Raw genomic sequence first — 23,161 nt, 5'->3', positions numbered from 1 at the left:
TTTACTCTCCACGTTCTGGCGCTTGATACTGCATATCTTTTCTTCCATATTCATCTGCAAATCGAAAATCTTTTGGAAGAAGAAAGCCTTGTTCACTCATCCATTCTAACTTTTCTTCTGATCCTTGAAACATACACATAGCGGTTTTACTTCGACGAAATCCAAACTTTTCATATAAATGAACAGTCCTTGGATGTGTATATAATATTACATTTTGACCTTTGACTTGTTCTAGAAGAGTCTCAATTAAAGTTCTTCCAATTCCATGTCCTTGATATTCATCATCTAGGGCTACATTGTATATCGCAGCCTGGCATACACCGTCTGATAAAGCTCTGGCTACACCAACAATTCTTTCGTCATCATATGCAAATACGACCGCATAGCTATTTTTAAATATGATTTCTTGTTCCCACGCAGGATGATTGGAAAGTCCCAAACGTTTTAAAACTTCTGATACTTCTTGCCAGTTAACATCTTCTTTATTTGTCTTATAAGTAATATTCATTATCATTCACCTTGTTTCTAATCAATCTATCACCATTAAATGGTATACTCTAACCCCTCCAACATATGGATTTTTACTAAGAATTCTTTTAACCTGTCATTACTTGGATTTTCAAAAATTTCTTTTGGTGTTCCATCTGCAACCACTTTTCCATTTTCTAAAAAGATGACACGATTGGCTACCTTTTTTACAAAATTCATCTCGTGAGTCACCAGTAAAATCGTATTTCCTTCTTGCGCAACCTTCTTTACCGTTAGTAAAACCTCACTTACTAACTCTGGATCAAGTGCCGAAGTAGGTTCATCCATTAAAAGCATTTTAGGTTCCATTGCAAGTGCTCTTGCGATGGCAACTCGTTGTTGTTGCCCTCCTGATAGATGCCTTGGATAATGATTGAGGCGATCACCCATTCCTACTTTTTCAAGCTGGTTAATGGCTCGCTTTCTCGCCTCCTCTTTTTTCATCCTTTTCACAATTAGTAAACCTTCCATTACGTTTTCTAGTGCTGTCTTGTTTTTAAATAGATTAAATTGCTGAAATACCATTTCGGTGCTTTTCCTAAGTTCTAATTTCTTTTTTGCTGACTTAGTCGTTAGATCATATACGTTTCCTTCTATACTTACTTCACCTTTTTCAGGTTTTTCTAATAAGTTTAAAGCTCTAAGTAAAGTGGATTTACCAGTTCCAGAAGGTCCTATGATTGCTACTACATCACCTTTGCGGATGTCTAGATTGATATCGTTTAAAACAACGTTTTGTCCAAACTTCTTACTAAGTCCTCTAATTTCAACAAAGCTCATAGGTTAAGCCTCCTCTCCTGTAACTGGTCTTCTTTTATGATTGGTACATCCTCTGGTACACTCATTTTCTTTTCTATATATTTAAATACCCACTCAATTATAATAGTCAGTAACCAGTAAATAATTGCAAGGGAACAATAAACTTCAAAATAACGATAATTGTTTCCTGCTATAATCTTACCCCTTGCAGTCATTTCTACCACAGAACAGGTAAATGCCAAGGAAGTTCCTTTGATTAATGCAATCAACGAGTTACCAAGGGAAGGCAGCGCGACTGTCACTGCCTGTGGAAGGAGAACTCTTCTAAGAATTTGTTTACCTGTCATTCCTAAAGCTTTCGCTGCTTCCACCTGTCCCTTATCTACAGATTGGATTGCTGCGCGAATGGTTTCTGAGTCAAATGCTGACTGATTAAGACCTAACGCAATAATTGCGAAAAGAATCGGCGGTACGGTATTTACGTTATATGAAGTCCCATTGTAGTAATTAAAATATTTTAACGCAATCGGTATTCCAAAATAAGTCAAATATAACTGTACAATAACAGGCGTTCCTCTTACAATCGAAACAAATAAAGCAGCTAACTGTGATAAAACAGGTATTCTTTTTATTTTGATCATGGCTAATAAAAGTCCTATGATCCAGCCAATTATGAGCGCAACCAAAGTTAATTCAATTGTAATTGGTAAATATTCAAGTAAAGTGGGAATCTGGGTAAATACTAATTTTCCATCAAACAATTTGCTCATATCATTCCTCCAGGTTTAATTGTAAGATGGAGAATAATCAGAACCAAACCAATTTTCATTAATCTCTTTACTCTTGCCATCTTGTATTACTTCTTTGAGTGCCTTATTAATGTCTTCTACCAATTGCTCATTTCCTTTGCTAATTAATAAATAGCTAAACGGTTGTGGTAGTAAATCCTGTGATACGTCATTGCTAATCTCAGCTCCAACTACATTAAAGTTAAATTCCTTTTGGTAATACTCAAACATTGGTTTATCCATTAGTACAAAATCATATTTACCTGCTTCTACATCTTGAATCTGTAGCACAAGGTCTGCTTCACTGTATTCGATTTGAATTGCATTATCTGGATTTGCCGTATTATAGTTTTCTAATGCGGTTGTAATATTAATTCCTGCCTGTGAAATGGTCTTTAAGCCTGCCAAGTCCTCCCAACTCTCAACGGATTCGGCCTTATCACTGTCTTTTGCAAAGATTGCTACATATTCATTTGCAAAGATAGGATCGCTAAATAAGTATTTTTCTTTTCTCTCTTCGTTCATGGCAAAATTGTTTACGCCAATTTGATAGCGATCAGAATCTAGTCCTGCAAAAATAGATGGAAAATCTGTTACTTCAATTTCCAGTTTATATTGTGGCAATCGTTCAAATACCGCTTTGATTAAATCAATGTTATGCCCTGTTAATTCGTTGCTATCGTCCACAAAGGTAAAAGGCTTTGGAGCTCCGCCCGTTGCTGCATAAATCGTGGTTACTTCTTCTAGGTCTGTGTTTTTTGCATCCTCTGTATTCGCATTATCAGTGCTTGCATCTGTTGCTTTTTCATCTGATGCCTCTTGATTGCTTGCATTGGCATTTGAATCACTCTCTGCTTTTTTTGCACATCCAGTTAAGACTCCAGCTGCTAATGTTGTTACCATGATTCCTGTTACTAATTTTTTTAAGATATTTTTCTTCATACAATTCTCCTCTTTTTTAATATGTGAATTTATTTTTTCCAAATTTTTCTTCTCTGTTATTTGGTTCCTCCCAAATCGAAAGATCTGGGCCTTTTGGTAAGAGTCCATAAGGATTGTGGGCATGATTTCCTAACAAATACCCTCTCTTAATGGCATCAAAATCGGTTGCTTCTTTAAATGCAGGGATGCTGTATAAATCCTTTGCATAATTCCATAAATTATCATAATCTGCAATACGATTTCGATTGGTGCGAAATGCAAAATAATATGCAATGTCAAATCTTGCCAGTGTAACATATAAACGAATATCTGAATCGGTCAACTGATCTCCAAATAGATATCTACCTTTTGAAAGTCTTTCTTCTAACCAATCGAGTCGCTGAAAGACTAAATCATAAGCATTTTCATAAGCCTCTTGCGATTGTGCAAATCCTGCCTTGTAAACTCCATTATTCACTTCATGAAATAAGATGTCATTGAGTGCATCAATCTCATCTCTTAACTCTTTTGGATACAAATCAGGTGCACCCTTTTTATGAAATGGCTCCCAAACCGTCTCCCAGTATTTGCTTAAATGATGATAATCGTTGTTGACAACCTGTTTGGTCTTTAGGTCAATTACTGCTGGAACAGTTGCTCTTCCTGTATATTGTGGATCCGTTGCTGCATAAATTTCTGGTAGATAACGAATCTTTAGCTCGGGATCAACACCATCTTTATCCAAAGAAAATTCCCATCCCTTTTCTGTTCGAATCGGTGCAACCGTTCCAACACTGATAACATCTTCAAGTCCAAGAAGCTTAAATGCAATCACCTGTCTAGTTGCCCAAGGGCAAAGAGGTGTCCAAATCAGTCGATATCGACCTGCTTCAATTGGAAGTTCGCCTTCCTTCGTTCCAAATGGTGTAATAAAACGATTTTCTTGTCTGACAAATGCACCTGTCTTTGAAAGTTCATTAACTTCTTCTGCTGTTGCTACTTTGCCAAAAAATTGCTCTTTATCATCTATATTAGTTAACTTTTTTTCACTCGCCATTTTTTACTCCTTTGCTCTTTGTTTTTCATATCATACCATTCCGATATGAATATGTACAATACCAAAAAGTGAATATGGGTTATACCTATTACCTATAACTAAGACGGCATTCAAAATATGTTTGAAAAAATTTCTAATACAGTAAAAAAGAAGAAAATAGTTTGAAGAACTTTCCTGATGACATAAAAATACTCTGTCTTACTAAGAAATTTTAGTAAAACAGAGTATTTTATTTAGATGTGTATCATTTATTTATAGATGCCATATGTTTTATTTACATTCTGAATATAAATAATTCCATTCCCTGGCTCATCTATTTTAAGTTCCTCTCGGATAGAGTTTACAATTTCATCCGTCTTTTCTACTTCAGAAATAATCATAACAATCTCTTTTTCTGGTTCAATTTCGATTGAAAATAATTTGGTTGTTTCATGAATGCCAGATCCTCTTCCATTCATGATTGTACCGCCCTTAGCTCCAACCTTTACTGCCGCGTCAATAACATTTTCGGCATTTCCTTTTTCTACAATGACTGTGATAGACTGATACATAGATTGTTCTACCCCTCCTTCATTCTCTTCATTACTTGCTTTTATTTTTTTGCATCCGATTAGGGTTTTGATTGATGTCGTAAACGCAATTCCATGATTTGGTTTACAAAACTTAAATTCTTTATTTAATTCCTCTAAGGCAACATAGGCTGTTTCTTTTTTCGCCGCCATAAAGACAATCTCTTTTCTAATTTCAGACAATCCCATATAATCCCAGATACTTTTACTTACGGTACCTTTCCCAAGTGTTACCGTGGCCCCAGACACACCATGACGTTTTGCTGACTTGATTATTTTACTACCCAAACCAAAATCTATAATAACACAGATTAATTCAATATCACCTGCTGTTGATTCATTAAACATCTTCGTTCATCCCTCCTTTTCTTGACTTTATTTTAAACACTAATCCAAGAATTTGCAAGGCAATTAATGGAGTCATGGCAACCATTGCAATCATTCCAAATCCGTCCACTAATACATCAGCTCCTTCAATTGCCTGTGCAGCCCCTTGTGCATATGCAAGAATGAAGGTTGCCGTCATAGGACCTGAAGCAACTCCACCTGAGTCAAAAGCAATACCAACAAATAGTTTTGGCACAAAATAAGTCATTGCAATTGCAATCACATACCCTGGTAGTAAATACTGCCAAAGCTGCAAAGAAGGAATTAAAATTCGTACCATAGATAATGCAACTGCAAAACCTACACCAATAGAAAGTGTTATCATTACAGCATTACGTTTTACGTAGCCACTTGTTACGTCTTCAATCTGATGAGTCAATACATATACCGCTGGTTCTGCAAGAATGGTAACAACTCCTAGGATAAATCCAATGATTACTACGTAGACCTTGTTATCCAAAGAAGCAATACTATAACCAACTACACTACCCACTTCCATAAATCCAGCATTCACACCCAACAAAAATAATACTAGTCCAATAAAGGCAAACAACATTCCAAATAATATTTTTCGAACGGCTGTCTTAGATAAATGAAACGATAATTTTTGAAATACTAAGAAAATAATAACGATAGGAGCTAAAGCGATTAATGCTTCTTTAGATAACCTAGGCAATTCATGTATAAATGGCTCTAGGATTGAAGTAGATACTGCTTCAGCTTCCTCAAGTGAACCTGTGATTTCATTTGTATTCTTGATAATACTCATAATCATAACGGATATGATTGCACCAATGGAAGCAATTGCAACCAACCCAAAACTATCTTTTTCGGATGATTTACTATCTTTCTTTAACTTTGATACACCAATTGCCAATGCCAAGATAAAGGGTACGGTTAAAGCTCCTGTGGTAGCTCCGGATGCATCAAAGGCAATAGCCATAAACTCTTTTGAGGTAAATAATGCTAATACAAAAATAACAGCATATAAACCAGTTAATATCTTATATAGTGGAAAATTATAAACAATTCTAAGAAGCCCTAGAACAAGTAAGACTGCAATTCCAATAGACACAACTACAACAATACTGAGTTTAGAAATTAGACCTAAAGATACATCATCTACCTGATTTGCCAGAATATGAAGATCTGGCTCAGCAATGGAAACAAAAAAACCAAGAATCAAACCAACAACAACTACCACCCAGACTTTATTCGACTTTGCCATCATTGATCCCATTATATTACCGATTGGAGTAACTCCGATGTCAACTCCGATTAAAAATATAGTTAAACCTAACGTAATTAACACAGCTCCAATTAAGAATCTTGCCATTAAAACACCATCAATTGGGGTCAATGTAAAGTTTAAAATAATCACCATTACTGTGATTGGTAGTATTGAATACAATACCTCTTTTAATTTAGATATAATTACACTCAAATAGCTCTCTTCCTTTCCTTATCTTTCTACAAACTATACTTAAGCCTGCATTTTTTGATACCTTTGTTGATGTGAGGAGGTCTTTTCAACTGGTATTAAACCACTCTTTTCCTTTTGCACGTGATTTAAAAACAAAGTCCCAAGTAAAAGTCTGTCTTTTACTGCTATTCTGTTCCAGATATAACCCTTGAACAAATCCTTAACCAAAAAAATCTCACCTTCCTGAAGATTTTTCGTCTCTTTGATTGCTTGCTTTAATAAATCATTTACATCAATCATAAAGTACCTCTCCTCCTATTGTCAACAACATTGTTATGAACATTGTAATCAAATTATCACTCTTTGTCAACCCCTCTATTTTCCTGATTACAAAATGACATGACCCCTAAAATTATTTTATATTTTTCGTTATAAAAAATCAAAAAACGACTCTCTTTTTACAAAAAGAGTCGTTTTCTTTTTCATTTATAACTGTTCCAAAACATCGATTGCATTACTATCTGCCTTTACTTTGGTCATAACAGTCTCAATCATTCCATCCTCATCAATGATATAAGTAGTACGAACAACTCCCATGCTCGTTTTCCCATAGGACGTTTTTTCCTGCCACACATCATATGCTTTAATTGCAATTAATTCGGGGTCAGAAAGAATTGGAAATGGCAGATTGTACTTCGCTGCAAATTTTTCATGTGATGTCACGCTATCTTTACTAATACCAAGAACAACTACTCCTTTTTCTAAAAAAGCATTGTAATTGTCAGCAAAGTTGCAAGCTTGTTTGGTACAGCCAGGAGTATTATCTTTTGGGTAAAAATAAAGAACAACCTTTTTCCCCTTAAAATCAGACAGAGTTACTGCATTTCCTTCTTTATCCAGTAATGTAAAATCTGGAGCCTTACATCCTTTTTCTAACATAATAATATACCTCCTTTCTTTTTACTTTAATTAATCTTCGCCTAATGCCTCTTCTAGTGTATGCCAAGAAAGTACCGCACATTTTACTCTAGCAGGCATATTTGAAATATTTTGAAACGCTCTGGCTTCTTCTAATATCTTTAATTCTTCCCCATTGGTAACTGTCTTTTGAATCATACCAATGAAGGTCTTTGCTAACTCTTTTGCCTCTTTTACTGTTTTTCCTTCGATTAGCTCCGCCATCATAGAGGCGGATGCTTGTGATATGGCGCATCCATTTCCTAATAATCCAATTTCTTGTATGATATCATTGTCTACCTTTAATTCCAATTCGATGTTATCACCACAGCTTGGATTCACGCCTCTCATCTTACGGTTTGGCTGAATCAGTGGCTTTTTGTAAGCACTCGATTGGCTATACTCAAGTATTAAATCTGTATATAATTCATCAAGCTCCATAACCGAGCCACCTCCTAACTCCTTTTAAGCTATCTGCTAGTCTGTCAATGTCTTCTTTTGTATTATAAAGATACACACTAGCACGACACGTTGCTGGAACCTTCAAGAAACTATGAAGTGGCTGTGCACAGTGATTGCCTGAACGAATCGCTACCAAATCTTTATTTAAAATGGTTACCACATCGTGAGGATGTACTCCGTCTACTACAAAAGGCACAACGCCAATGCGATTTTCTAAGGAGGAAGAACCGATAATATTTACATGGGAAACGCTACTAAGGCGTTCTAGTAAATATCTGGTAAGGTCCTCTTCTATCCTTTGAATTTGACTCATCCCAATCTGCTCCAAATAATCAATTGCAGCCCCAAATCCTGCAATACTTCCCATATTTTGTGTTCCTGCCTCAAACTTTTGCGGAACTGGAGCATAGGTAGTTGACTGTTCTTCTACATATTCAATCATATCTCCACCATATAGAAATGGAGGCATTTCATTTAGATATTTTTTCTTTCCATATAATACGCCAATCCCCATTGGTCCAAGCATCTTATGCCCTGAAAATGCATAAAAATCAGCGTCCATGTTTTCTAAATCAACCGCCAAATGCGCAGCCCCTTGTGTTCCATCAACTACCACAACCGCACCCTTTGAATGAGCCAGTCCTATGATTTCTTCGATTGGACTGACAAGACCTGTAACATTTGATACTTGAGCAATCGCTACTAGCTTTGTTTTACTCGTTATCTTACGATTTGCTTCCTCTAATGTGATTCTTCCCTCTTCGTTTAAATACAAATAAGTTAGATGAGCGCCTTTTGCTTTTGCAACCATCTGCCATGGAACAAGATTACTATGATGTTCCGAAACCGCCAAAACGATTTCATCTCCTTCTTTTATATAAGTCATTCCATAGCTATAGGCTACAAGGTTTAAGCTCTCGGAGGCATTTTTTGTAAAAATTATTTCTCCGTCTATTGGTACATGTAGCCATCTTTTTGTTTTCTCTCTGACGTCATCAAGAACTTTTGTTGCTTCGATGCTCAAATCGTAAGCCCCGCGATGAGGATTGGCATTTTTATTCTTATAATACTCTTCTTGTGCTTGTAGCACTGCGTAAGGTTTTTGTGTCGTTGCTGCATTGTCAAGATACGCAATGCTTCTTCCTTGTTTATCTATGTTTGTAAAAAGAGGAAAATCCTTTCTAAAATCCTTCACTCATGTATCCTCCCTCTTCAATGGCTACTCGAAGGTAGGATAAGATTTCTTCCTTCAATGCTTCTTCCTTCATTTCCTCCAAAATAGCGGCAAACTTTGATTCTGCTAGTAACTTCTTAGCCTCTGCTTCACTTAGTCCTCGGCTCATTAAATAAAATAAAGTACTGTCACTTGGTCGGCCTGAGGACGCTGCATGCTCACCTTGTACGTCGTCTTCTCCACAAAATAAAAGAGGAACTGAAATGTTTCTTACATTTTTGCTAAGCATGAGTACATCTTCTTCTTCTCTTCCTTTTGCTTCCTTAGAACCACTGACAAAATCAAGCGTATCTCGAAGTATCTTTTTACTTTTTCCAAGTAAAACACCTCTTGCTCTTACCTGTCCATTGGTCTTTGCCGCTTGGTATTCGATACGACTTGTAAAATCAAGCTTCTTTTCTTTTTCTCCCACATATACAAGGTCTAAATTTACTTCACTTTCCTCTCCAGATAGTAAAACATTCCAGCCTGCTGTAGAACCACTTGACCCCATCTCAGCTTGTATCATTGTAAGCTTTCCTTCTTTTTGTACCTGCGCTCCTAAGATATCATTGTGTTTCACCTCATCATGAAACAATTGCGCTCTAACAAGTTTTAAACAAGCCTTTTCATGTACAAGCACTCTAGTTCGTCCACTATGATAGCCTTCTTCTTTTCCTTTGGAGCGATACTCTACAATAATAGTGCTTTCACTGTTTTCTTCTGCCTCAATTACAATATCTTCTCCAATTACGTTGTATTCATCCGTTATTTCAAGGGTAATTCGAATCGGCTCTTCTTCTTTGTGGTTCTTTGGGATTCGAATGTAATAGCGAATATTACTGTTTTGCTCTATAAAGCTCTCAATTTCTTCATTCATCAAATGCTTGGAGGGATCCGTCTTAAACGTAACACCAGTAAAATCTTTTCTCACTTCTATCTTATCTGACGCCTGAATCAAAACGGATTCCTCTTTTTTATCCTCAGGTGCGTATAAAAAAATATCTGCGGTATTTACCTTTAACCACGACCAAGTCCTTTCAGGCATTCGATCAATTTTCTTTGCATGTGTAATCATTTTGTCACCTCCTAGCCAATGGTCCCTTCTAATTCAAGAGTAATCAGTCGATTCATTTCTACTGCATATTCAAGTGGCAGCTCCTTTGCAATTGGCTCTACGAATCCTCGTACAATCATAGCTTTTGCTTCTTCCTCTGAAAGTCCTCTTGTCATCAAATAAAAGACGGCTTCATCACTGATTCTTCCTATTTTTGCTTCATGTCCAATATCCACCTGATCGTTTTGAATATCCATAACTGGTATGGTATCTGCTCTTGATTCATTGTCAAGCATCAACGATTCACATATAACAGACGATTTGCTTCCTGTTGCCTTTGGTGTTATGGTTACAGAGCTACGATAAATTGACTTTCCTCCATCCTTTGAAATGGAACGAGAATTAATGGTTGAGGAGGTATTTGGTGCCATATGAAATACCTTTGTTCCAGTATCAAGATGTTGTCCACTGGACGCAAAAGTAATACCAGTGAATTCTGATTTGGCTCCTTCTCCTTTTAACATACTGGATGGATACAACATGGTAATGTGAGAACCAAAAGTTCCAGATATCCATTCAATGGTTCCGTTTTTCTCAACAGACGCTCTCTTTGTATTCAAATTCATCATATTCTTTGACCAATTTTCTATGGTCGAATATCTTAATTTTGCATTTTCTCTTACATATAACTCTACACAGCCAGCATGAAGATTAAGCTGGTTATATTTGGGTGCAGAACATCCTTCAATAAAGTGAAGACTTGCGTTCTTTTCTACTACAATGAGTGTATGCTCAAATTGTCCTGCCCCTGGTGCATTCAAGCGAAAATAAGACTGAAGTGGTATGGATACGTGTACTCCTTCTGGAACATATACAAAGGAGCCTCCCGACCAAACTGCACCATGCAGCGCTGCAAATTTGTGATCGGTTGGTGGTACTAGTTTCATGAATAACTCTCTTACAATATCTTCATGTTCTTGCACCGCGCTTTCCATATCCGTATAAATAACTCCTTGATTTAACAAGTCTTGCTTTACATTATGATACACAACCTCTGAATCATATTGTGCACCAACACCTGCTAATGATTCTTTTTCTGCCTTTGGTATTCCAAGTCGATCAAATGTTTCTTTGATATCCTCTGGAATGTCATTCCAGCTATTTTTCATATCTGTATTTGGTCTTACATAAGTAACAATTTGGCTCATGTCTAGCTCGTCAAGAGAAGGCCCCCATGCTGGCATTTTTATTTTGTTATAATGTTCTAACGATTTCAAACGATGCGCAAGCATCCAGTCTGGTTCATTCTTTTGTTTTGAAATCTCACAGACAATATCTGGCGTTAAACCTTTTTGGGTTTTATAGCGAGCAACATCTGCATTTTTTATATCATAAAGCTCACGTGAGATATCCTCAATCATGGTCTTTTGTTTTTCCATTTCTATTACCTCCAATCTAATCTCATCCCAAAACGGATGAAAATCCTTCCTGTACTATTGTATCAACAATGGAGGCATCTCCTGTTTTTACTATTTTCCCATCTGCCAATACATGAACATAATCAATTGGTAGGTTTTGCAATATTTTAGTAATATGGGTAATAATTAAGATTGCATTGTTTTCATTTCTAAAGCGTGCTATGTTTTCAGAAATAAGCTTTACTGCATCTACATCAAGCCCTGAATCCGTTTCATCAAGAATCGCTAATTTGGGATTCATCATTGCCAATTGAAGAATTTCACTTTTTTTCTTTTCACCACCAGAAAAACCAACGTTTAAATAACGTTTTGCATAGGCTTCATCCATGCCTAGTGCCTTCATATTCTCTGAAAGCTCATCTTTAAAAGCAAATATTTTAACCGGTTTTCCAGAACAGGCAGCTCTAGAAGCTCTTAGGAAGTTTTCCAAAGTCACACCTGGGATTTCTTCTGGCGCCTGAAAGGATAAAAAGATTCCTTTTCTTGCTCTTGCATCTGGTTTCTCTTTAGAGATATCTTCTCCTTCAAATACAATATTACCTTCTTCTACCTCAAACCTTGGATCTCCCATTATGACATTGGCAAGTGTTGATTTACCCGCACCGTTTGGCCCCATTAAAACATGTACTTCTCCTGGACGAATGGTAAGATCTACACCATTTAAAATTAATTTTCCTTCTACGGTTGCCTTTAAATCTTTTATTTCTAATAAGTTCTTTTGCATTTTTCGCACCTTCCATCTTTTTTACTTTCCAGTTGTTTTGTTTTACTGGAATATTTGATATAGCAGTCTTTTTTTTCAATTCCTGTGATGACAGCTTCAAATAAGCCTTTTATGGTACCTAGTGTATCCTCGTCCAAATCTATAATATAAGCTTCGATTAATGCATTTATATCATCATTGTATTTGTCATAGCCTTCACAGGCAGTCTGTCCACTTTTCGTTAAGCGATAATACACTTCTTTTTTATTTCCTTCCATACGATAGGACTCTAAATAACCCTTTCCTTCCAGCTTCTTAGCTAGTTGTACCACTGCTCCATTTGTAATCCCTAGGTATTGAGAGATATCCCCCGCTTTGTTATTTTCATTTCTTTGAATACATTTAAGAAAGGAAAGATCAGAGTAAGTTAAAGCATATTCTGTTCCATAACATCTTGAAGTTCTGGCATCGCATAACATAATATTTGCAGCCTGATGAAACTTTTGTATTAATTCGTTTTTTGAATTCATATCGTCACCTCAAATTTATTTTATAGTAACTAAACAAAAATTGCAATATTTTTTAGTAACTAAACATTTTTTTTAATGAAACAACCCTTTTTAAGCAAAGAATTCTCTCTCGAAGTTTCCTTTATATAAAAAAAGAACCAGAGTTGTTTTTCCCTGATTCATCTATCTAAATGCTAGCTATTATATTACTTTATTACGTCCTTCACTTTTTGCACGGTATAGATTCTTATCTGCCATCCTTATTAACTCTGATATACTTTTTATCCCTGAATCTCTTAGTGTTGTTTGAACTCCAATGCTACAGGTTATTTGAATCTCTTTTCCTAATGCCCTAAAGGTATTGGATTCAATTGTCTTTCTCAAACGATTGGCTATTCTTTTTGCAGAATGCTTTACACAGCCTGGCAAACAAACTAGAATCTCATCGCCTCCGTATCTTGCTACCCATCCATTTCCTTTATTAAATTGCTTTTGTAATAAAAGCGCCACTTCACAAAGTACCTGATCTCCCACTGCATGACCATATGTGTCATTGATTTCTTTAAAGCAATCAATGTCAATAAACAAAATGCTAATCGGTTCACCAAGTTCAAAAGAACTTTGCATATCAATTGGTAGTCGTTCATCAATATATCTTCTATTATAAAGTTTTGTTAAAGCATCCGTAATCGCCATTTCTTTAATCTGGTGTATGGATAAATTATCAAACGAGGAAGAAACCAAGCTATATTGCTTGATTCTTGAGACATGTTGTTTTAATTCCATAAAATATTGACTTTTACCAATTAAGACGGGAACCGTTGTAATCGCTGTTAATACACAATCAATGAGCTGAATTCTAAAAATTGCATTTTGTTCTTGTCGCAAACGCTCAACAAACGAATTCATATCTTCTATTGTTGCATCATATTTATAATCCTTATGCGAACTTTCGTAAATAATCTTTTGATTGGCATCAGTAATGCAAACTGATGTATTTGTTGATTCCAGCGCGTGAATGATATAAAATATCTCCCCTAAATTATTAAAAATCATTTTCACTCACCTCTCTTTAAGAATATACGAGTATCGAATATTCCTTGGTCATAAGAAGGTGTTTCCTTTGTAAAAAACACTCGCTTGACGCGTTTTGCTTTTGTAGTTAAAATTGCAAATTCCTAATCGGTTCATAAAGTACACTTATTTGTATAAAGTTATATCAACTATCAGCTTACGCTGACACCTTCTTCTTAAAATAATAAATAAAATACCGAAATATAAGCTAATGAAAGTTCTTTGGATAAAAAAATCCAATTATACACATGCTAAATGTATTATTTGTCATTGTACATTAATTATAAGTTAATGTCAATACATCAATATCGTGTGTGATACTATTTTATACACAAATAAAATGTAAAAGGAGTAGAGAAATGAGGTTATGAAGGAACCATATGAAATTATCCGCGGACTTCGAGAAGACAAAGATTTGAGGCAGTCAGATATTGCAAAGATAATAGGAACCACACAACAGCATTATTCAAGATGTGAACAAGGCGACAGTGATTTACAGACTCGTGCTGTGATTGCTCTTGCAAACTTTTATGATGTATCAACAGATTATTTGTTAGGAAGAACTGCCTGTAAAGGGGGAATTCAATCCTTAAATGAAACCGTTGTGGGAGAATACACATCTGGTCAGCTAATTACTGATGTACTCTCTCTAAATAACTCTGGAAGACGTGCAGTATTAGAGTACATTGAACTGCAAAAACTAAAGGAAAGAGTAGCCCATCTTGGGTTATAATACTTGAACCAGCCATAATAACTTCTTTTGGCTGGTTCAGATTATCTTTACCTAACACATTATTTTAAATTAGACATATACTATAGAAAATAAATAGGAATTCATATCACTATGGCACATTTTAGTCCTACATCAAACACATCGCACAAGATGAACAGCCCCGTCTTGTACGTTGAGCATGCTCTGATAGAAGAAGTATCTACCACAGATGGAAAAACAGGGTCTGTTTTAATATCCTTTCGTGTAGAAACTTCAAACAACGTGCTTCAAAATGAATTATTAAAATTAATCGTAAACCCAAATACTGAAATTATAAATGAATTTGCAGAACCATTGAATCTTTGTGACCTAAAAAAGGGAATGTATCTTGATGCCTCTTTTTCTTCAGCAATGACTATGAGTATCCCCCCTCAGGCAAGGGCCTTTCAAATGATTGTTCGCTTAAGAATGCCTGAAGTTGTTGTAACAACAGACCGTGTGGTAAGCGTAGATGTAAGAAATAGTTTTTTATTAACAGGAAATCCATATGAAATGATTGAACAAATGCGCTTTGTTATTTCCCAAGCGACCATTATTTTAAATAGAAATGGAGAGCGAATCTCCTTAAGCCATATAAAGCCTGGTCAACTTGTACGAGTAGAACATGCCTCTTTTCAAACATTAAGTATCCCTCCACAGACCACCGCTTTTCGAATTCAAGTTCTATCAGCCTAATAAAAAACCTCTGTCTTTTCAAAAGATAGAGGTTTTTTGGCTAATTTTGATTTTGATGTTGTTATCTTTCTTTGTACAAGTTAACTAAACTTCCAAGACCTGAAAAAATGGATAGAATAGTAAGTCTCGTGGCTTATACCACTCGCATCATAACATCTTCTTTTTGTTTGTTTCCTTCTTCTAAGACAAGAACAGATTCAAACTGAGCACTATTGGTAACAATAACAGCAGTTGTTGTGGGGTGTCCTGCTTTTTTAATTGCATCTATTGAAAATGACATAAGCTTTTGTCCACGTACAACACGTTCTCCCTCCTTTACCAATACATCAAAGCCCTCACCTTTCATTTCAACTGTATCCATACCTACGTGTACTAACAATTCAATGCCTTTTGAACTTTCCAAACCAATCGCATGTTTCGTATCTGCGACCTGTATAACTTTTCCATCAAAAGGAGCATAAACTACACCTTCTTCTGGGTCAATACCAGCACCCATTCCAAGAATCCCTTCAGAAAATACACCATCTGCAATCTCCTTTAATGATATTAACTTTCCTACCACTGGCATATAAATTTCGTGAGTACGATTTAATTTATTTCTTAATTTATCTAAAAGTTCCATGATACCTCCTTAAATCTCTTCCTATCTCAATCAAGGTCCTTCCCATTGGATGCAATTACCTTCTTGTACCAATAGAAAGAATCTTTGCGAAATCTATCAAGACTTCCGTTTCCTTCGTTATCCTTATCAACATAAATAAAACCATATCTTTTCTTCATTTCACCTGTTGAAATGCTCACTAGATCAATACAGCCCCAAGGGGTGAAACCGATTAAGTCAACACCGTCTTTGATGGCTTCCTCCATCTGTTTGATATGCTCTCTTAGATAATCAATTCGGTAAGAATCATGGACCGTATTATCTTCCAATACATCAACTGCACCAAGCCCATTTTCCACTATCATCATTGGAATCTGATAACGACCATACAAATCATTGAGTAGGTAGCGAAGCCCCTTTGAGTCAATTTGCCATCCCCAATCACTTGCTTTTAAGTAAGGGTTTTTTACACCCATAATCACATTACCACTTGCTTTTTTCGCATCTTCATCTGTTGTTGCACATGTGCTCATGTAATAGCTAAAGCTGTAGAAATCTACCGTACCCTTTTTAAGTACTTCCAAATCTCCCTCTTTCATGGTAACAACGATACCCATATCTTCAAACATACGCTTTGTAAAGTAAGGATATTCTCCTCTTACTTGTACGTCACCGCAAAAATAGTTCATTCTCATTTCCTGCTGTGCCAATACAATGTCATCTGGATTACAAGTATATGGGTATATTGCTCCACCTGCAACCATACAGCCAATTTGATACTCTGGATTTATCTCATGACCTAACACAACTGCCTTTGCACTTGCCAAAAACTGATGGTGCAATGCCTGAAATCTGTTTTGTTGCTGTTTTCTTGTTGGTATTTGGTTAAAATCTTGCATTGGTCCGTCTTCACTTTGAATTCCGCCAGACAAGATGTCACCAACGCCCATCATTAGGCAATTTATTTCATTAAAGGTAAGCCAATACTTTACCAAATCCTTGTATTCGTTAAATACAACCTTACAAAAATTCAAATAAAAATCAATACAATCACGATTTAACCATCCACCATATTGATTCATGAGATAATATGGGATTTCGTAATGAGAAATGGTTACCAATGGCTCGATTCCATATTTTTTACACTCCATAAAAACATTTCTGTAAAAATCAAGACCTTTTTGATTTGGTTTTACCTCATCTCCTTTTGGAAAAATTCTGGTCCAATTAAGAGACAAACGAAATACTTTAAATCCCATTTCTGCAAACAAAGCAATGTCTTCTTTGTATCTATGATAAAAATCAATCGCTTCATGTGAAGGATAATTTAGATCCTCTTTTATCTCATTTGTAAAATAACGTGGTGTGCTTACCGTGCCTGCTGTGATATGATCACATACGCTATCACCTTTCCCATCTTCTTTCCAACCACCTTCAAATTGATTGGCCGCTGTGGCTCCACCCCACAAAAAATTCTTTGGAAAACTCATTCTCATTCCTCCTGTTATTGATAAATACTCTCGCCTTTATAAAGAAATAGCGTAGTTATAAAAGTTACCACGATACCAATCAAAATACTGATAATCATGAATATAAAGTTTGAACTCGTTGGTCCTACAAATCCTGCAATACCAAGAATACCTGCACTTCCACCTAAACTATACATGTATACTTTCATTAAGCCTGCAAAAGCTGCTGAGCAAAAATTACCAAACATGGCAGCATATAATGGTTTTTTTAGTTTCATATTAATACCAAACATAGCTGGTTCCGTTACACCACCAAAAACTGCTGTAATCGCACTAGAACCTGCAGTTGATTTTGTTGCTTTATCTTTACATTTGAATGCAACAGCAGCTGCTGCTGCACCTTGGTTAATGTTTGATAAAACATTTGCAGTCGCAACAATTGGTTCATAACCAAAGCTAACCAATGATTGGAACATGTATGGAAACAATGCACCATGCATACCTGTAAGAATTAAAAGCGGATAAACAGTTGCTAATACTGCTACTCCAAAGAAACCAGTTGTATTATATAACCACATAATCGCTGCTGCTAAATAGTTACCAAGAAAGGCTCCTGCTGGTCCAATTAATCCTAATGTCAATGGAAGCATCACTAATATGGTTCCAAGCGGAACTACAATTGCTTTAATAGAATCTGGTGCTATTTTTTTGAAGAATTTTTCCACATGTGACATCACAAAAACTGCCATGATTACAGGAAAAATCGTACTTGAATAGTTAGCTGCATATACTGGCACTCCAAAAATACTCATGGAAACAGCACCTGCTACATTAGCTACCATGGTAGGATGTATCATAATTGCTCCAAGAAGCATACCTAGCCCCATGTTTGCTTTAAATTTGTTGGCTGCTGTTGCACCTAAGAATACTGGAAGGAAATAAAATCCTGCATCTGCTGCAAAAGTAAGCACTGCATGTGTTGGCATCTCTGGAGTTAACACGCCTGCTAATTCACATAAGATAATAATAACCTTCAACATACCAGCACCAATAATGGCAGGAATCAATGGCATTAAGCTTCCTGTAATTCCATCAATAATTGCTCCAATGCTAAATTTTTTCTTCTTACCATCTAAGTTCTCTTCAATCGCTTTTTCTTTCTCAAGTCCTGCTTTTGCTGCAACAAGTCCATATACTTCTCCAACTGATTGTCCAATGATAATTTGTAGTTGTTCATTTGACCACTGTGCACCAACAACGCCCTCTATTTTTTGAATTTGAGATAAATCTACTGCACTTTTATCCTTTAATTCAAATCTAAGACGTGTCATACAATGTCCAAAATAACTAATATTATCCTTTCCTCCAACTAACTCTAATACTTTTACTGAGAGTTCTTCATATTTTTCTTTTTTTGACATAATCATTCTCCTTTTTTTTATTGCAACAATGTTTATCAACATTGCTTTTGCTTAATTAAGTTACGAAGCAATTTCTCTTAAAAAATAAAAAACCGAGGAAACGTACAAAGCTTGTACGTTTTTCCTCGGTTATGCCTCCATTACGAGTTACAATCCTTAGACTGCTATATTATTTTTTAAAATACGTCCAATATGAATCATCAGATATAATATTTCATCTTCTGTGCTTTGTGCTCCAAGACGTTCATCAATCATTGATGCAATACGCTTCGCGCATTCATAAATCTTAGGACTTTCCTCTTTTACAGCTTTAAATAAGACACTGTTATCATCAATAAATTGCTTCTTTTCTTCGATTCGCTTCATATAATACCTTAAATGCATCACAAAGCGATTATAATTAAATCCATTTCGATCAATCATTACTTCGAAATCAGATTCAATTTCTTTGGTAATCTCCTGAATTATTTCATCTGTACTTCGATGCGAAGATGCCATTGTATTTTCTTCCTGTGCATTGACAAAATGCATTGCTATATTGGTAATCTCACTATCTGGTAATTTGACAAATAGTTTTTTTTGAATCATCTTAACTGCATATCTAGCAAGCTCTGTTTCTTGTGGATATAACTGCTCAATATCATAAGAAAATAACATCTTCATTTTCTTAAACTTCTTCAACCTTGTCAATGCAAAATTAATATGATCTGCAAGCCCAGGTAATAAGTTTGGATTGAGATTACAATCTAATGTTCTTTGTGCCTTTTTTACAATGAGTGCCGATACCTCAAAAATTTCCTCTGGAATCTCTTCCAATAATCTGTAATAGCTTCGATCCATCTTATAAAAAGTCATTGAGATCAAACTCAAATCAGTTATCTCGTACGGCACTGCCGGAAAACCAATTCCTTTTCCAAAGGCAATTAACTCTTTTTTATTATCATCTACACATATTACAACATTGTTATTGATTTTTTTAATTGCCTTCATGATCATCCCCCACATGATTTTCATAAAAATAAAAAACTCTTCAAGTATACCAAAAAAAACAGGTAATGCCTCGAAGAGTTACAATCCTTACTATATTACTTAGTATAGATGATTCGAAACATTATGTCAATGATTGAAAATCACCTAAAATCACCTCGTCTTTTTATACAAAATAAACAATGAAGTGACTTTTACTATACTTGTATTAAAAATGTATTTTATTGCTGCGTACCAAAATACTGGTCTAATATCTCCTTATCTTTTCTTACCACGTAACCACTACCGCCTCTTTCTTTTACATCCTCTACCATATTCATAAGAAGAATTGGCTTATCTACCTCTTTATCCGATGTAAAAATACCAAACCAACCAAGCTCTGTACCACTCTTGTCTTCTTTGGAGGCCTTAATTTCAGCCGTACCTGTCTTTCCTGCCAATACAATATCTTCGCGATAAGCAGCATGCCCTGTTCCATGCTCTGAACTTACTACTTGTTCCATGGCCGATTTAATAAGGTTTGCATTCTCCATTTGAAAAGCATTTGCAAGCCATATTTGTGGCTGTACTTGCTTTTGATACAATAGATATGGTTTGATTACATTTCCATCGTTAGCAAATCCACTGTATAGTGCTGCAAGATGAACGGGATTTACTAAAATCTGTCCCTGCCCATAACCACTGTCAGCCAGCAAAATCTCTGTTGATATATCTCCTTCATTGGCATACTGTGATTTACTTAAACCAATCTCAAACGGAATGTCTGTATTAAATCCTAACTGATCCAATTCACTTTGTAATTTTTCACTGCCAATTTTTAGAGCCGTCTTGGCAAAATAGATATTATCTGAATTAATAATTGCATTTTCTAAATTAGCTGGACTAGTTTCATGTAAAGTAGTTACCTTGTAGTTACCCCAACTTGCATCCTTTTGCCAGCTAAGCCCTGCATTGCCATAATCCTCTTCTGGGTTAATATCTCCTGTTTCAAGTCCTACTGCTGCTATGATTGGTTTAAAAGAGGAACCAGGTACTAATTTTTGCCTAAAACGATTGTAAAGAGGCATTCGCTCGTCTTCATTTAAGGAATCCCAAAGTTCTTGTGACATACCAAATACAAAGTCATTACTATCAAAAGAAGGTGTACTTACCAATGCCAAAACTTCTCCCGTATAAGGATTCATAGCAACCGAACTGCTTTTATCCTCAGCGAAGCTTTCATATAATGCCTGCTGCAAAGATGCATCTATGGTCAATTGAATATCCTTACCATCTTGTGTTGCAAGACTTGCAAGTACTAATTTGGTTTTACCCTCTTCATTTACAATCGAGATTTCGCAGCCGTTTATCCCCTTAAGCTCTTTTTCATAAAGTGCTTCCATTCCACTTCGGCCAATCACACTTGTCTCCAAATATCCCTCATTTGGATGCTTTTCTAAATCCTCTGCAGTTACTTGTTGTATATAGCCAGTTAAGTGTGATGCGGCCTTTCCAAGCGGATAACTTCTAACTTGTGTATCACTTATCATCACTCCTGGTATGGATAACAAGGCATCATTTCTAGCTCTTTTTTCTAATGTTTCATCACTTGTATATCTCGTGGTTTGCTCTAATTCTGTTAATTTTGAAATCGTTTTAATAGGTACAAAAGAATCGTCTTTGACCCATTTTGCAGATAATTTTTTTTCAATACTTTCTACCGATACCTTCAAAAGCTCTGCTAATTGATTCAAATCCTGCGTAGGGTCCTCATTTAATTTTCCTGGTACGATTCCTACGGAAGAAGCAACCCCTTTTCCTGCTAAAAGGTTCCCATTTCTATCTAATATCGCACCTCTTTCTGGTTGAGAAATGGATACTTTTACTCTATCCGTCTTTGTAAGATTTGGAAAAATCAAAGCATCCTCCCAAGCAATTAGATATTGATAGTTACCTTCTTTCGTTGTCGTTAACACTGCTTGGTTTGGAAAGGAAATCTCTCCAGCTGCTGTTTGAAGTGTCATATCATAGGAGATTGCCGCACCCAGTTCACTGCTATCATCTACTTGTGTTATTTGTATTTGAACGTTTGATGCTTCTATTCCTTCATAGATTTTCTGATTTCTTGCAATAAAATCTTCACTGGTCACAGACTGCTTACTTTCTTCATTTATAAGTTCATACATTTTATCATATTCTTTAGTTTCTATATATGAAAAGTAAGTTCTAAGTGTTTCTTCTGGTGTTTTTATTCTCGTTGACTTTTCTAATGTCCAAGGCGCTTTCAATGTTATCTTTTGATTTTTTACCAACAAAGTGAGGGCAAGGGTAGTTATCATAATTACCAAGCCTACAATACCAATCACTATATATTTTGTTTTGTTTCTATTTCCATGTCGATTTTGATATCTTCGTCTCCTTTTAGCCATATTTCCTCCTATATATGAAATATCTAGTTCTGTCTGGTTGTCTTTTTTCTTTTCTATCTTAAACCACTCATTTGTTGATGTCAAATAGCAGTATTTTGGAGAAATATGATTTTTCTATATGAGATAATCATAAGAAAATAGTTTGCATTCACATTTTTTTAAGATTCTGGTATAATTAGGATTATATTTTGGCAAGAATGAAAGAAATAAGAGGTAAATACCTTTTGATAAGAAGGATGAGATGATCTATGCAAAATAAAAAAACAACAAATTTGGTACTACTGGCATTATTTGCTGCAATCATATTTATATTAGCCTTTACTCCAATTGGATATCTTCAATTAGGAGTAATTAAAGCCACCATTATTCATATTCCAGTTATCGTAGGCTCTATCTTACTAGGGCCTAAAAAAGGAGCCGTTCTTGGCTTCTTATTTGGCTTGACAAGCTTAATTAGCAATACCTTTACTCCTGTTTTAATGTCCTTTGCCTTTTCTCCCTTAATTCCTGTTTTTGGAACAGACAAAGGAAGTCCAATGGCACTTTTCATATGCTTTCTTCCACGAATCATGGTAGGAATTGTGCCTTATTATGTTTATCAATTATTGGATAAGCTATTTCATAGTAAATGGAAAATTTTAACCTTTACGGTTTCAGGAATACTTGGTTCTTTAACAAATACATTACTTGTTATGAACGGAATTTATTTTATCTTTAAAGATTCCTATGCTGCTGCTAGAAGTATTCCATTAGAAACAGTATATTCGGCTGTACTTGCTATTATTTTTGGAAACGGAATACCAGAAGCCATCGTTGCTGGAATCGTTACATCTGCTTTGTGCAAGGCTCTCATGAGCAATAAGCAAATAAGAGATATGATTTCTTAAGATAATCATACGGGTCTATCCACTCCAAGTTAGGAAATAAGGATACACCCGTATTA

At 35.6% G+C, this 23,161-nt stretch carries 24 protein-coding genes; 3 read left to right on the top strand and 21 right to left on the bottom strand.

What is annotated here, in order from left to right:
- Window position 1: 1 nt before the first annotated feature.
- The 16 genes from F7O84_RS16870 to F7O84_RS16795 all read right to left on the bottom strand — a co-directional run bounded on the left by F7O84_RS16870 (window position 2) and on the right by F7O84_RS16795 (window position 13,867).
- The gene (locus F7O84_RS16870) at window positions 2-508 is read right to left on the bottom strand and encodes a GNAT family N-acetyltransferase (protein ID WP_151147954.1); all 507 of its coding nucleotides are present in this window, start codon (window positions 506-508) and stop codon (window positions 2-4) included.
- 35 nt (window positions 509-543) lie between these two features.
- A complete protein-coding gene (locus F7O84_RS16865; RefSeq protein WP_151147953.1) occupies window positions 544-1,308 on the bottom strand; it encodes an amino acid ABC transporter ATP-binding protein in 765 nt (254 codons plus the stop codon).
- Window positions 1,305-2,057, bottom strand: a complete 753-nt coding sequence (locus tag F7O84_RS16860) for an amino acid ABC transporter permease (protein ID WP_151147950.1) — start codon at window positions 2,055-2,057, stop codon at window positions 1,305-1,307. The genes F7O84_RS16865 and F7O84_RS16860 overlap by 4 nt, the downstream gene beginning before the upstream one ends.
- 15 nt (window positions 2,058-2,072) lie before the next feature.
- Window positions 2,073-3,017, bottom strand: a complete 945-nt coding sequence (locus tag F7O84_RS16855) for a transporter substrate-binding domain-containing protein (protein WP_192451809.1) — start codon at window positions 3,015-3,017, stop codon at window positions 2,073-2,075.
- A 16-nt stretch (window positions 3,018-3,033) separates the two neighbouring features.
- A complete protein-coding gene (locus F7O84_RS16850; RefSeq protein WP_151147946.1) occupies window positions 3,034-4,053 on the bottom strand; it encodes a glutathione S-transferase family protein in 1,020 nt (339 codons plus the stop codon).
- A gap of 248 nt (window positions 4,054-4,301) precedes the next feature.
- Complete coding sequence (locus F7O84_RS16845) at window positions 4,302-4,970, bottom strand: P-II family nitrogen regulator (protein ID WP_151147944.1); 669 nt, start codon at window positions 4,968-4,970, stop codon at window positions 4,302-4,304.
- A complete protein-coding gene (locus F7O84_RS16840) occupies window positions 4,963-6,453 on the bottom strand; it encodes a DUF1538 domain-containing protein (RefSeq protein ID WP_151147941.1) in 1,491 nt (496 codons plus the stop codon). The genes F7O84_RS16845 and F7O84_RS16840 overlap by 8 nt, the downstream gene beginning before the upstream one ends.
- 39 nt (window positions 6,454-6,492) lie before the next feature.
- Window positions 6,493-6,732 (bottom strand): single-stranded DNA-binding protein, encoded by a 240-nt coding sequence (locus F7O84_RS16835; protein ID WP_151147940.1) that lies wholly within the window; start codon window positions 6,730-6,732, stop codon window positions 6,493-6,495.
- Window positions 6,733-6,918: 186 nt separating this feature from the next.
- Window positions 6,919-7,371 (bottom strand): thioredoxin-dependent thiol peroxidase, encoded by a 453-nt coding sequence (bcp, locus tag F7O84_RS16830; protein ID WP_151147939.1) that lies wholly within the window; start codon window positions 7,369-7,371, stop codon window positions 6,919-6,921.
- Window positions 7,372-7,401: 30 nt separating this feature from the next.
- A complete protein-coding gene (gene sufU, locus F7O84_RS16825; protein WP_151147937.1) occupies window positions 7,402-7,830 on the bottom strand; it encodes a Fe-S cluster assembly sulfur transfer protein SufU in 429 nt (142 codons plus the stop codon).
- The gene (locus F7O84_RS16820) at window positions 7,820-9,046 is read right to left on the bottom strand and encodes a cysteine desulfurase (RefSeq protein WP_151147935.1); all 1,227 of its coding nucleotides are present in this window, start codon (window positions 9,044-9,046) and stop codon (window positions 7,820-7,822) included. Before F7O84_RS16820 ends, sufU begins: the two co-directional genes overlap by 11 nt.
- Window positions 9,033-10,142: a SufD family Fe-S cluster assembly protein gene (locus tag F7O84_RS16815; protein WP_151147933.1), complete on the bottom strand. Its 1,110-nt coding sequence runs from the start codon at window positions 10,140-10,142 to the stop codon at window positions 9,033-9,035. The genes F7O84_RS16820 and F7O84_RS16815 overlap by 14 nt, the downstream gene beginning before the upstream one ends.
- Window positions 10,143-10,153: 11 nt before the next feature.
- The gene (sufB, locus tag F7O84_RS16810; protein ID WP_151147931.1) at window positions 10,154-11,560 is read right to left on the bottom strand and encodes a Fe-S cluster assembly protein SufB; all 1,407 of its coding nucleotides are present in this window, start codon (window positions 11,558-11,560) and stop codon (window positions 10,154-10,156) included.
- Window positions 11,561-11,582: 22 nt separating this feature from the next.
- Window positions 11,583-12,323, bottom strand: coding sequence for a Fe-S cluster assembly ATPase SufC (gene sufC / locus F7O84_RS16805; protein ID WP_151147929.1), 741 nt, complete (start codon window positions 12,321-12,323; stop codon window positions 11,583-11,585).
- Window positions 12,305-12,832: a winged helix DNA-binding protein gene (locus F7O84_RS16800; protein ID WP_151147927.1), complete on the bottom strand. Its 528-nt coding sequence runs from the start codon at window positions 12,830-12,832 to the stop codon at window positions 12,305-12,307. The genes sufC and F7O84_RS16800 overlap by 19 nt, the downstream gene beginning before the upstream one ends.
- 180 nt (window positions 12,833-13,012) lie before the next feature.
- A complete protein-coding gene (locus F7O84_RS16795) occupies window positions 13,013-13,867 on the bottom strand; it encodes a GGDEF domain-containing protein (RefSeq protein WP_151147925.1) in 855 nt (284 codons plus the stop codon).
- 385 nt (window positions 13,868-14,252) lie between these two features.
- Here F7O84_RS16795 and F7O84_RS16790 point away from each other — a divergent pair, with 385 nt between their 5' ends.
- Both F7O84_RS16790 and F7O84_RS16785 read left to right on the top strand, forming a co-directional pair.
- Complete coding sequence (locus F7O84_RS16790) at window positions 14,253-14,618, top strand: helix-turn-helix domain-containing protein (RefSeq protein WP_151147923.1); 366 nt, start codon at window positions 14,253-14,255, stop codon at window positions 14,616-14,618.
- 111 nt (window positions 14,619-14,729) lie between these two features.
- Window positions 14,730-15,332, top strand: coding sequence for a hypothetical protein (locus F7O84_RS16785; protein ID WP_151147921.1), 603 nt, complete (start codon window positions 14,730-14,732; stop codon window positions 15,330-15,332).
- Window positions 15,333-15,465: 133 nt separating this feature from the next.
- Here F7O84_RS16785 and F7O84_RS16780 read toward each other — a convergent pair whose 3' ends face one another.
- The 5 genes from F7O84_RS16780 to F7O84_RS16760 form a co-directional block, all read right to left on the bottom strand.
- A complete protein-coding gene (locus tag F7O84_RS16780) occupies window positions 15,466-15,954 on the bottom strand; it encodes a PTS sugar transporter subunit IIA (protein ID WP_151147919.1) in 489 nt (162 codons plus the stop codon).
- Window positions 15,955-15,980: 26 nt separating this feature from the next.
- On the bottom strand, window positions 15,981-17,423 hold the full coding sequence (locus tag F7O84_RS16775) for a glycoside hydrolase family 1 protein (protein ID WP_192451808.1): 1,443 nt from the start codon (window positions 17,421-17,423) through the stop codon (window positions 15,981-15,983).
- Between the two features lie 14 nt (window positions 17,424-17,437).
- Entirely contained in the window at window positions 17,438-18,823 is a 1,386-nt protein-coding gene (locus tag F7O84_RS16770; RefSeq protein ID WP_151147915.1) for a PTS transporter subunit EIIC, read from the bottom strand.
- Between the two features lie 156 nt (window positions 18,824-18,979).
- The gene (locus tag F7O84_RS16765) at window positions 18,980-19,813 is read right to left on the bottom strand and encodes a PRD domain-containing protein (RefSeq protein WP_151147913.1); all 834 of its coding nucleotides are present in this window, start codon (window positions 19,811-19,813) and stop codon (window positions 18,980-18,982) included.
- 218 nt (window positions 19,814-20,031) lie between these two features.
- Window positions 20,032-22,218: a penicillin-binding transpeptidase domain-containing protein gene (locus F7O84_RS16760; RefSeq protein WP_151147911.1), complete on the bottom strand. Its 2,187-nt coding sequence runs from the start codon at window positions 22,216-22,218 to the stop codon at window positions 20,032-20,034.
- A 248-nt stretch (window positions 22,219-22,466) separates the two neighbouring features.
- Here F7O84_RS16760 and F7O84_RS16755 point away from each other — a divergent pair, with 248 nt between their 5' ends.
- The gene (locus F7O84_RS16755; protein ID WP_151147909.1) at window positions 22,467-23,105 is read left to right on the top strand and encodes an ECF transporter S component; all 639 of its coding nucleotides are present in this window, start codon (window positions 22,467-22,469) and stop codon (window positions 23,103-23,105) included.
- Window positions 23,106-23,161: the final 56 nt, after the last annotated feature.

Origin of the sequence: Candidatus Galacturonatibacter soehngenii, assembly GCF_008830185.1 — a bacterium.
In the GTDB taxonomy this organism is placed as follows: Bacteria; Bacillota; Clostridia; order Lachnospirales; family Lachnospiraceae; genus Lachnotalea; species Lachnotalea soehngenii.
Note: the sequence above shows the minus strand (reverse complement) of the source record. Positions and strands in the feature narration are given on the sequence as shown.